The 9904-nt window shown below is 69.6% G+C and carries 9 protein-coding genes and 1 pseudogene; 2 read left to right on the plus strand and 8 right to left on the minus strand.

Going from position 1 to position 9904, the window contains the following annotated elements; all coding sequences use genetic code 11:
- Positions 1-39: 39 nt before the first annotated feature.
- The 6 genes from VNS22_RS01115 to VNS22_RS01140 all read right to left on the minus strand — a co-directional run bounded on the left by VNS22_RS01115 (position 40) and on the right by VNS22_RS01140 (position 6030).
- Positions 40-1344, minus strand: coding sequence for an aspartate aminotransferase family protein (locus VNS22_RS01115; protein WP_325728736.1), 1305 nt, complete (start codon positions 1342-1344; stop codon positions 40-42).
- A 28-nt stretch (positions 1345-1372) separates the two neighbouring features.
- Positions 1373-2419 (minus strand): C-terminal binding protein, encoded by a 1047-nt coding sequence (locus tag VNS22_RS01120; protein WP_325728737.1) that lies wholly within the window; start codon positions 2417-2419, stop codon positions 1373-1375.
- Between the two features lie 20 nt (positions 2420-2439).
- Complete coding sequence (locus VNS22_RS01125; RefSeq protein ID WP_325728739.1) at positions 2440-3726, minus strand: TRAP transporter large permease; 1287 nt, start codon at positions 3724-3726, stop codon at positions 2440-2442.
- The gene (locus VNS22_RS01130) at positions 3723-4211 is read right to left on the minus strand and encodes a TRAP transporter small permease (RefSeq protein ID WP_325728741.1); all 489 of its coding nucleotides are present in this window, start codon (positions 4209-4211) and stop codon (positions 3723-3725) included. The genes VNS22_RS01125 and VNS22_RS01130 overlap by 4 nt, the downstream gene beginning before the upstream one ends.
- 56 nt (positions 4212-4267) lie before the next feature.
- The gene (locus VNS22_RS01135; RefSeq protein WP_325728743.1) at positions 4268-5302 is read right to left on the minus strand and encodes a TRAP transporter substrate-binding protein; all 1035 of its coding nucleotides are present in this window, start codon (positions 5300-5302) and stop codon (positions 4268-4270) included.
- A gap of 68 nt (positions 5303-5370) precedes the next feature.
- The gene (locus VNS22_RS01140; protein WP_325728744.1) at positions 5371-6030 is read right to left on the minus strand and encodes an RraA family protein; all 660 of its coding nucleotides are present in this window, start codon (positions 6028-6030) and stop codon (positions 5371-5373) included.
- A 106-nt stretch (positions 6031-6136) separates the two neighbouring features.
- Between VNS22_RS01140 and VNS22_RS01145 the strand changes: the two genes are divergently transcribed.
- Positions 6137-7153 carry a LacI family DNA-binding transcriptional regulator gene (locus tag VNS22_RS01145; RefSeq protein WP_325728746.1) on the plus strand — a complete coding sequence of 339 codons (1017 nt, stop codon included), beginning with the start codon at positions 6137-6139 and terminating at the stop codon, positions 7151-7153.
- A 21-nt stretch (positions 7154-7174) separates the two neighbouring features.
- On the opposite strand, the gene VNS22_RS01150 is transcribed toward VNS22_RS01145, so the two are convergent.
- Positions 7175-7753 carry an NADPH-dependent FMN reductase gene (locus tag VNS22_RS01150; protein ID WP_325728748.1) on the minus strand — a complete coding sequence of 193 codons (579 nt, stop codon included), beginning with the start codon at positions 7751-7753 and terminating at the stop codon, positions 7175-7177.
- A gap of 96 nt (positions 7754-7849) precedes the next feature.
- Positions 7850-9565: a dihydroxy-acid dehydratase gene (locus VNS22_RS01155; protein ID WP_325728750.1), complete on the minus strand. Its 1716-nt coding sequence runs from the start codon at positions 9563-9565 to the stop codon at positions 7850-7852.
- 142 nt (positions 9566-9707) lie between these two features.
- On the opposite strand from VNS22_RS01155, the pseudogene VNS22_RS01160 reads away from it, so the two are divergent.
- Positions 9708-9904, plus strand: a pseudogene (locus tag VNS22_RS01160) (hypothetical protein); the annotation flags it as partial.

Raw genomic sequence — 9904 nt, forward strand, 5'->3', positions numbered from 1 at the left:
CCGACATCTGGGCCCGGCACCACCCCTGGGACAAGGGCCTCAGGCCGGCTTCAGGACCGACACCGCGTCCTCGAACGCCGCGAGCGTCTCAGCCACGATCGCGTCGTCATGCTCGGTCGAAAGGAACCAGGCACCCCGCTCCAGTGCCCGCACGCCCCGTTCCAGCAGAGCAGTGGTCAGCCGGACATAGGCCTGGCGGTCGGACTTCAGCATGTCGCGATAATGCCGGCCGGGCTCGGCCATGCCGAGCGCCACATGGAAGATCTGCGGCAGCCCGGTCACCGTGGCGGTGATTCCGGCCCGCTTCAGGGCCTGGTCGATCCCGTCCATCAGGCGGCGGCCCCGGGTCTCTATCGCCTCGTAGGTGCCGGGCGTCTTGAGGCGGCGCAGCGTCGCGACCGTCGCGGCCATGGCGACTGCCTGGGCGTTGTAGGTGCCACCATGGAGGATACCGCCGCCCGCCAGCCGGTCCATCAGGTCGGCGCGGCCGGCCAGTGCCGCCACTGAGAAGCCGTTGGCGATCGCCTTGGCGAAGGTCGCGAGGTCGGGCGTCACGCCCAGGCGCTGCTGCGCGCCGCCCGGCCCCACCCGGAAGCCGGTGACCACTTCGTCGAAGATCAGGATGGTGCCGGTCTTGGTGCAGGCGGCACGCACGGCTTCCAGATAGCCGGGCTCGGGGAGGATCCCGCCGCTGTTGCACATGATCGGCTCCATGATCACGGCAGCGACGTCGCCCCGCTTCAGCCGCTCGACCACGAGCTCGGCCTGGTTCCAGGGCAGGACCTCGACATTCTCACCGGCCGATGCGTCCTGGCCGAGGCTGCCGGCGAACCGGCTGGGCGAGGCTTCAGGACCCAGCTGCTCGGACGGCGTCGCCACGCTCCACAGTACGCTGTCCATCCAGCCATGGTAGTGGCCCTCGAACTTCAGGACCTTGCTGCGGCCGGTCACCGCCCGGCTGAGGCGGAGCGCCAGCTGGTCCGCCTCGGAGCCCGAGGAGGCGAAGCGGACCCGCTCGGCGCAGGGCACCATCTCGCACACCAGCTGGGCGGCCTCGAACTCCAGCTCGCTCTGCCCGCCGAACAGGATGCCGCGCCCCACCTGCTCCTGGGCCGCGGCGATGACGTCGGCAGGTGTGTGGCCCAGGATCATCGGCCCCAGTGCCAGGTAGTAGTCGATCAGGCGATTGCCATCGATGTCGAACAGGCAGGCGCCGTCAGCCCGCTCGAACACGAGCGGTGTGGGCGAGACGCCATGGCGGAAATGGCTGCTGACCCCGCCCGGGATGATCCGGCTGGCCTCGGCGATCCGTTGGCGGGAGCGGTCGAACGAACAGCGGGTCATGGCTGAACAGGTCCTTGCATCACGTGGGTCAGAGGGCAGGCCGGCGAGCCGCGGCCTTGGCCAGGTCCAGCCGGTCGGCGTTCACGCAGTCGCGCGAGTGTCCGTCCTGCAGATAACCGGCCGCGGTCCGCGCCGACTTCTGCCGGAGATCGATCAGGCTGGAGGGGCTGTAGAAGGCGGCATGCGGCGTGACGATCAGCCGGTGGCGCAGCGGCGAGCCTGGTGCCCGCCAGGCCTGCAGCAGCGGATGGTCGGCCGGCAGCGGCTCGGTTTCCAGCACGTCCAGCGCTGCCGCGCCGAGCCGGCCGGCCGCCAGCGCCTCGTGCAGCGCCAGGAGATCGACCACGCCGCCGCGCGCAGTGTTCACCAGCACGGCATCCGGCTTCATCGCGGCAAGCGCGGCTGTGCTGATCAGGTGGCGGGTCTCGGCGGTGAGCGGCGTGTGCAGCGACACGACGTCGGCCGATCCGAGCAGGTCCTCCAGCGAGCTAGCCCGCTCGATCCCGAGCGCCAGCTCGCTGCCGGTCGGGCGGTAGGGATCGAAGAAGCGGACGCGCATGCCGAGCGCCTTGGCGCGCAGCGCAGTGGCGGTGCCGATCCGCCCGAGCCCGACCACGCCGAAGGTCTGGGTGGAGAGCCGGCGCACGGTCGGCACCTTGGCGAAGTCCCAGCCGGCCACCGGGTCCGCCTGCAGCAGGTCGTTATAGGCCACCACGCCGCGCAGCAATGCCAGGGTCAGGGCGATGGCATGGTCGGCGACGTCGGTGGTGCCGTAGTCGGGCGTGTTGCAGACCGCGATGCCGCGCTGGCCGGCAGCGTCCAGGTCGATATTGTCGAAGCCCACCCCGGCGCGGACGACCACCCGGCAGGCAGGCATCCGGTCGAGCACCGCCTCGTCCACGGTAATCTCGTGATAGCAGACCAGCCCTTCGGCGGTCCGCCAAGCCTCGGCCGGGATCGTGTCCAGGTCGGCCGAGCGCGAGGCGTGGATGGCGAAGCTGTCGCCATAAACGGCGGCCTCCAGGTTGGGAGGACCGTCGAACTGGACGTCGGGATACAGGATCAGGCGGGGCATGGTCGGTTCCGGGGGCAGGCTCAACGCATCAGGCCGGCCATGCGGGGCAGCCAGAGCGAAAGGAAGGGAATGTAGGTGATGAGCGCCAGGGCGATCAGCTTGACCACGTAGAGCGGCATGAGCGCTTTGGTGATCGCGGCCATCGACCGGCCGGTGATCGAGGAGATCACGAACAGGTTGGTGCCGACCGGCGGGGTGTTCAGCCCGATCATCAGGTTCACGATCACCACGATCGAGAAATGGATCGGATCGATGCCGAACTGCACCGCCGCCGGCTGTAGGATCGGCACGAAGATCAGGATCGCCGGCACCGTGTCCAGGAACGCACCCACGAACAGCAGGAACACGTTGACGATCAAGAGGAAGACGAAGGGATTGTCGGTCAGCGACAGGAACAGGGCGCTGGCCGCCCGCGGGATGTCCTCGATCGCCAGGAACCAGGCGAACAGGCTGGCGGTGCCGACCACGATCATCACGGTGGCGGTGGTGAGCGCACTTTCCTGGAAGACGTGGAACAGCTGCTTCGGACCCACCGAGCGATACAGCAGGCAGGTCAGGAACAGGGCATAGACGCACAGGACCGCCGCAGCCTCCGTCGCGGTGAACACTCCGCCGCGCACGCCGCCCACGATGATGACCGGGGCGATGAGCACCGGCACGGCATCGAGGCAGGAGCGGGCGAAGCTGCGCTTCGGGCGGTCGGCTACCTCTACCAGCGGGTGGTTGCGGCAGGCATAGGCCACATAGGCCGCCAGCAGCAGTGCGATCAAAATGCCCGGCAGGATGCCGGCGAAGAACATGGCGCCGATGGAGAGCCGGGTCGGGATGGCATAGATCACCATGACCAGGCTGGGCGGGATGATCGGCGCGATGATCGCCCCGGACACGGTGAGTGCCGCGGCGAAATCCACGGAATAGCGCCGCGCCTTCATCATCGGCACCATTACCGAGCCGAGTGCCGCGGTGTCGGCGGTGGCCGAGCCCGAGACGCCGGCCATCATCAGGTTGGCGATGATGTTGACATAGGCCAGGCCGCCGCGGATGCGGCCGACGATCACGTCGGCGAAGTCGACCAGGCGCTGGATGATGCCGCCGGCGACCAGGAGGTTGCCGGCCAGGATGAACAGGGGCAGGGCCAGGAGGCCATAGCTGTTCATGCCCGCGAACAGGCGCTGGGCGGCGATCTGGGCGTTGCCCAGGTCGGTGATCAGCAGGCCGGCCAAGGCGCACAGGCCCACGGCGAACGCGATCGGCGTCTCGATCGCCAGCAGCACCACCAGGAGCAGGATGACGATGGCGGTGTTCATCGGGCCTGCTCCCCCTCGAGCGCGCCTGACTGGCCGGACAGGAGCCGGCGGATCCGGTCCAGCACCGCCAGCACGGACAGGAGGCAGGAGAGCGGCACGATCAGGTAGGGGATCGCCATGGGCAGGCGCAGCGCGGTGGAGGGCTGGTGCCAAGCGCTCATCGCCAGCTTCCAGCCGCCGAAGCCGATATAGACGAGGAACACCGCGACCAGCAGCAGGCCCGCGGCCTTCACCATGTGCGCCGAACGGGAACGCTCGGGCATCCAGTTCATGCCGATATGCTGGTTCCTGCCGAACGCCCGGTACATGCCGAGGAACGAGATCAGGATGAGCAGGAACTGGGCCAGTTCCTCAGGCCAGGGCAGGGCCGCATGGAGGAAGTACCGGAACATGACCTGCAGGGCCAGAACGCTCGTGATCACCGCGAGCGACAGGACGAGCAGCAGGTCGACGAGGCCGTGCAGCCAGGCAGCCAGCGATCTCAAGTGTGCCTCCGTCTGCCCCTGCCGGTCGGCAGGGGCATGGTCCGCTGTTCAGAACGTCACTGGCTGACGGATTCGGTCAGCTTCTGCCGGATCGCGGCGACCTCGCTGTAGACCGCGTCGACGAAGGCCGGGTCCAGCTCCTGCTTGAGATAGGCCTGGATCGGTTCGCGCGTCGCGGTGCGGAAGCTGTCGATCTCCTCCTGGGTCGGGGCATAGACGTCCATGCCATGCTCGCGCAGCTGGTCGACCGCACTCACCCGGGCCTGGTAGTTGCGCTCGCCATACTCGGTGGCGGCTGCCATCTGCGCCCCGGTGACGACGATCACCCGCAGGTCGGGCGGCAGGCTCTGGAAGAACTGCTCGCCGATCATGAGGGTGTTGAAGCCGAGCTGGTGGTTGTCGAGCGTCAGGTATTTCTGGACCTGGTAGAAGGAGTAGTCGAGCACCACGCCGACCGGGTTCTCCTGGCCGTCAACCACGCCGGACTGCATGGCGCCGTAGAGCTCTTCCCACGGCACCGGGGTGGGCGAGCCGCCCATGGCCTGCACCATCGCCAGCGACATCGGGCTCGGCGGCACGCGCATGCGCACGCCTGCCATGTCGGCCGCGGAACGGATCGGCTTCACGTTGTTGGTGAAGCAGCGAAAGCCGTAGGAGGAGGCCGCCAGCAGGCGCAGGCCCGACTCCTTGGCCATCTTCTCCCGGACTTCCATGAAGAAGTCGGAATTGAGGAATGCCCGGCCTTCCTCGTCGTTGTCGAACAGATAGGGGGCCGCCAGGATCATCATCGGCTTGTAGAAGCTGTCGAGCGTCTGCTCGTCGCCCTGGGCCATCTCGATGGCGCCGAGCTTGGCCTGCTCCATCGCGTCCTTGATCGAGCCCAGCTGGCTGGCCGGCGAGACCGTCACCTCGATCCGGCCACCGCTGGCGCTCTCGACATAGGACTCGAAGACCTGCCAGCCCTTGTGCAGGGGGCTCTCGATCGATTCGGCGTGGCTGCCGCGGATGGTGAACTCCGCCGCGATCGCTCCCGACCCGCCCAGGGCCAGGAGCGCGCCGGCAAACGCGGCGATCAAGCCTTTCACTGCCATGTCCGATTACCTCCCTCGCTTACTGCGGAAAATGCCGCCGCCGGTCCGGACCCCCATCCGACCCGGCGTCAGAGAACGCCGTATTTCGCATAGACCTCGCCCAGGAGGCTGCCCTGTTCCAGCTCCCGGCGGGTATTGTTCTCGCTCTCGATCTTGCGCAGGGCCGCGGCGATGACGTCGCTCGCGATTTCGCCCGGGATCACCACCACCCCGTCCACGTCGCCGAACACGAGGTCGCCCGGTATGATCCGCACCCCGCCGCACATGATCGGCACGTCCATCGCCATCATCTTGCCGCGCCCCTTGGAATCGAGCGGGCCGATGCCGCCGTGGAACACCGGGAAGCCCAGCGCCCGGATCTGGCGGACGTCGCGCACCAGGCCGTCGGTCACGCAGCCCGTGGCACCGCGCATCCGCGAGGCGGTGGTCAGCAGCTCGCCCCAGGGGGCGATCCGGGTGGTCGGGCCATCGCAGCCGAACACTACCACGTCGTCGGTCTTCAGGTCGTCGATCAGCGCGATCTCGACCTCGTAAGGGTTCTCCCCCGGCGCCACCGAGTAGGTGTTCATGAAGAGCCCAGTCCGCGCCCGGCCGAACAGGACCTGGGCCTCGTCCAGCGGGCGCACGAAGGGCCGCATCGCCTGATCCATGCGGCCGAACTCGTCCAGCACGTCGGAGAGAACCGCCGTGTAGAGACGCTGCTTCAACGCCGCGAAGTCCAGATCCATGCCCTGCCTGCCTGATAGCGATGTTAAACGATTAACATCGACGCTAAGAGCGTTCCGTTGCCGCGTCAACGGCCGAGGCCAGGGCGCACCGGAAGCAAGGTCATCGATGTCCCGACGTCCCACCATCCATGCCGTCGCCGCCCGCGCGGGCGTGTCCACCGCCACTGTCTCGAAGGTCGTCAACGGCATCACCGCCGGCGTGGCGGAGGGCACCAGGGCGCGTGTCGAGGCCGCGGTGCGCGAGCTGGGCTACCGGCCGAACCGGCTGGGCCGCAGCCTGCGCACCGCGCGCAACTTCACGATCGGCCTGGCGATCCTGGACCCCTCGCCACGCTTTCTTGCCGACCCGTTCACCGCCAACCTGGTGGCCGGCCTCGCCAACTACCTGAACTCGCGCGGCTTCGGCCTGCTCCTGCACGGGATCCGCCCAGGCGCCCTCGACGCCTCCTTCCTGATCCAGCATTCCGAGGTGGACGGTCTGTGCCTGGACCTGTCCGGCACGCGCCGCCAGCGGCTGGCAGCGATGCGCAGGGTGGCGGAACTGGGCAAGCCGTTCGTGGTGTTCCAGGAACGGCCGGCGGCCTTGCTGGAGGACGCCTGCTTCATCCGCCAGGACGACCGGGGTGGGGCGGCCGCACTGGCGACCGGGCTGCTGCGGCGCCGGCCCAAGCGCGTCTGGGTGATCGTCTCGGACGTGCCGTGGCCGGCGGTCGAGGAGCGGGTGGCCGGGTTTCGCCAGGTCCTGGAGCCGGAAGGGGTCGTGCTGGAGCTGGTCCCATGCGACGAGACCAGCGGCGAGGCGATCGCAGGAGCAATCTCAGCGCAGCTGGACGGCCGGCCCCCGCCTGATCTCCTGCTCGGCCAGAACGACCAGATCGCTGCGATCGCGCTCCAGGTGCTCCGGCGCTACAGGCTGCGCGTGCCCGAGGATGTCGGGGTCGCAGGCTTCAACGCTTTCCCCTTCACCGGCTGGGGCGACCTGCCGCTCTGCTCGGTCCGCTCGCGCGCCTATGAGCTGGGCGAAGCCGGTGCCGCGAGCCTGCTCGAGCGGCTGGAGCAGGGCAGCTTTGCCCGGCGCGAGCAGGTGCTGCCCCTGGAGCTGGTGCCCGGCAGCTCGGCCTGAGGCCCGCGCCGGGCAGCAGGCTCAGGCGGCGGCCTTTCGCAGCAGCGCGATCTCGGCGAGCAGGTCGTCGACGGCTGCCAGCGCGAAGTCGACCTTGGCCTCGTCGACCAGCACGCCGTCCTGAACCTGCTCGATCGTGGCCGACACCACGACCTGCGGGCGGGCGATCACCCTGGCCAGCGTCGCGGACAGGGTCTCGCGCAGCTGGTGCTGGGCGCGCACCCCACCGGTGAACGCCGGCGACGCGGTCATGGCGAGGGCCGGCTTGCCCTTCAGCGGCGAGCGCATCGCCGGCCGGGACGCCCAGTCCAGCGCGTTCTTGAGCACGCCGGACATGCCGTAGTTGTACTCCGGCGTCGACACGATCAGGCCGTCCGCCCGGGCGATCGCCTGCTTGAGCGCCAGCACCGGTGCGGGCGCGTTCTCCCCGTCCAGGTCGCCGTTATAGGGCGGGATCTCGTCCAGCGGGAAGATGACGAGCTCGGCCCGGCCGGCCAGCCGGGCCTGGAGTGCGCGCAGCAGGCCGGTGTTGATCGAGATGCGGCGCAGGCTGCCGGACAGGCCCAGCAGCCGTGGGGGCAGGGCGGTAGGCGCGGTCATGACGGTCCTTCGACAAGAGGAGGGCTCGCAGCGCGAGCTAGGGCGGTGCGGGACCGCCGGCAACACCGCCTGCCGCAGGGCCGCCTTGCGCTCCTCTCATCCGCCGCCGGCCAGGGAGGGTGCCTGGAGGAAGCGGAAGTCGCAGCCCTCGTCGGCCTGGAGGATCTGCTCCTGGTAGAGCCGGTCATAGCCGCGCGACGCTGGCCTGACCGCGGCCGGCGCCGACTGGCGGCGCCGTTCCAGCTCCTCCTCGGGCACCAGCAGTTCCAGGCGGCGCTCGGCCACCGACAGCCTGATCCGGTCGCCGTCGCGCACGAGCCCCAGCGGCCCGCCCGACGCGGCATCCGGCGTGACATGCAGCACGATCGTGCCGAACGCGGTGCCGCTCATCCGCGCATCGGAGATCCGGACCATGTCCTTCACTCCGGCGCGCGCCAGCCTGGTCGGGATCGGCAGGTAGCCGGCCTCCGGCATGGCCGCCTCGCTGGTGGGGCCGGCATGCTGCAGCACCAGGAAGTCGTCCGGCTGCACGTCGAGCGCCGGATCGTCGATCCGCTGGGCGAGATCGGCCAGCGAGGTGAACACCACCGCCCGGCCGGTGCGCTCGAACAGGCTGGGGTCGGCCGCCGAGCGCTTCAGGATGGCACCCCGCGGAGCGAGGTTGCCGAACAGGGCGACGAGACCGCCCTGCGGTGTGATCGGCTCCGTGCGTGCGCGGATCACGCTGCGGTCGACCCAGGCCGGCGCCCGGTCGATCCGCTCGCCGAGCGTCTCGCCGGTGACGGTCGGGCAGTCCAGGTGCAGGAGGTCGCGCAGTTCCGCCAGCAGCGCCGGCACACCGCCGGCCGCGTCCAGGTCCTCCATGTAGTGCTGGCCGCTGGGCTTCAGGTCGATCAGCACGGGCGTGGTGTCGCTGAGCTGGTTCAGCCGGTCGAGGTCGATGCGGATGCCGGCCCGCCCGGCGATCGCGGTGAGGTGGATGATGCCGTTGGTGGAGCCGCCGATCGCGAGCAGGACGCGCAGCGCGTTCTCCACCGAGCGCTCGGTGATGATCTTCGCCGGGGTGAGATCGGAGCCGATCAGGCCGGCGGCGATCCGGCCGGTCTCCTCGCCGATCCGCAGCCGCTCGGCGTCCACCGCCGGCACGGCCGCCGAGCCCGCCGGCATCATGCCCAGCACCTCGGCGATGATCGCCATGGTGCTGGCCGTGCCCATCACCGCGCAGGTCCCGGCCGTGGTGGCGAGCCGGCCTTCCACCTGCCGGATGTCGTCGTCGCTGACCTCGCCCGCCCGGTAGCGTCCCCAGAACCGCCGGCAGTCGGTGCAAGCACCCAGGCGCTCGCCGCGATAGCGGCTGGTCGACATCGGGCCCGCCACCAGCTGGATCGCCGGCAGCCCCGCCGAGACCGCGCCCATGAGCTGGGCCGGCACGGTCTTGTCGCAGCCGCCCACCAGCACCACGGCGTCCATCGGCTGGGCGCGGATCATCTCCTCGGTGTCGATCGACATCAGGTTGCGGAACTTCAGGCTGGTCGGGCTGAGGAACACCTCGCCCAGCGAAACGGTCGGGAAGACCAGGGGCAAAGCACCCGCCGCCAGCACGCCGCGCTTCACCGCCTCGATCAGCTCCGGGAAGTGCCGGTGGCAGTTGTTGAAGCCGCTGCGCGTGTCCGCGATCCCGACGATCGGCCGGTCCAGCATCTCCCGGCTGTAGCCCATGGAGCTGGCGAACGAGCGACGCAGGTAGCGGCTGAACGCGCGGTCCCCATAGTTGGTCAGCCCCCGGCCGAGACCCTCGCTCCTGTCCTTCATCCAGACTGCTCCAGTTGCCGATCGCTTCGGCCGGCACCCCGACCGCGTTTCCTCGCGGCGAAGCATGCCTCATCGGGGCGGCGCCGCACAGGCGGCTGCCAGCGGCAGGCAAATCCCCTAGGCTGGACAGGCAGGGCATGCGGTGCGCGGCGACGGCGAAGGGAACCCCATGGAGGCGGTGCAGGTGGCCGGAAACCGGCACGAGAAATACGAGCGTCTTATCGCGGCGACCCGGGAGATCCCGCCGATCGCCTGCGCGGTGGCGCATCCCTGCGACGTCAGCTCGCTCACCGGCGCGGTGGAGGCCGCCGAAGCCGGGATCATCGTGCCGATCCTGGT

This window comes from Geminicoccus sp. (genome assembly GCF_035556675.1).
Classification (GTDB): domain Bacteria; phylum Pseudomonadota; class Alphaproteobacteria; order Geminicoccales; family Geminicoccaceae; genus Geminicoccus.

What these genes read in the sequence shown, in the direction of transcription:
- VNS22_RS01125 (WP_325728739.1), bottom strand. Translation starts at nt 3,726, where the DNA reads ATGAACACCGCCATCGTCATCCTGCTCCTGGTGGTGCTGCTGGCGATC.
- VNS22_RS01150 (WP_325728748.1), bottom strand. Translation starts at nt 7,753, where the DNA reads ATGACCGCGCCTACCGCCCTGCCCCCACGGCTGCTGGGCCTGTCCGGC.
- VNS22_RS01120 (WP_325728737.1), bottom strand. Translation starts at nt 2,419, where the DNA reads ATGCCCCGCCTGATCCTGTATCCCGACGTCCAGTTCGACGGTCCTCCC.
- VNS22_RS01155 (WP_325728750.1), bottom strand. Translation starts at nt 9,565, where the DNA reads ATGAAGGACAGGAGCGAGGGTCTCGGCCGGGGGCTGACCAACTATGGG.
- VNS22_RS01145 (WP_325728746.1), top strand. Translation starts at nt 6,137, where the DNA reads ATGTCCCGACGTCCCACCATCCATGCCGTCGCCGCCCGCGCGGGCGTG.
- VNS22_RS01135 (WP_325728743.1), bottom strand. Translation starts at nt 5,302, where the DNA reads ATGGCAGTGAAAGGCTTGATCGCCGCGTTTGCCGGCGCGCTCCTGGCC.
- VNS22_RS01140 (WP_325728744.1), bottom strand. Translation starts at nt 6,030, where the DNA reads ATGGATCTGGACTTCGCGGCGTTGAAGCAGCGTCTCTACACGGCGGTT.
- VNS22_RS01115 (WP_325728736.1), bottom strand. Translation starts at nt 1,344, where the DNA reads ATGACCCGCTGTTCGTTCGACCGCTCCCGCCAACGGATCGCCGAGGCC.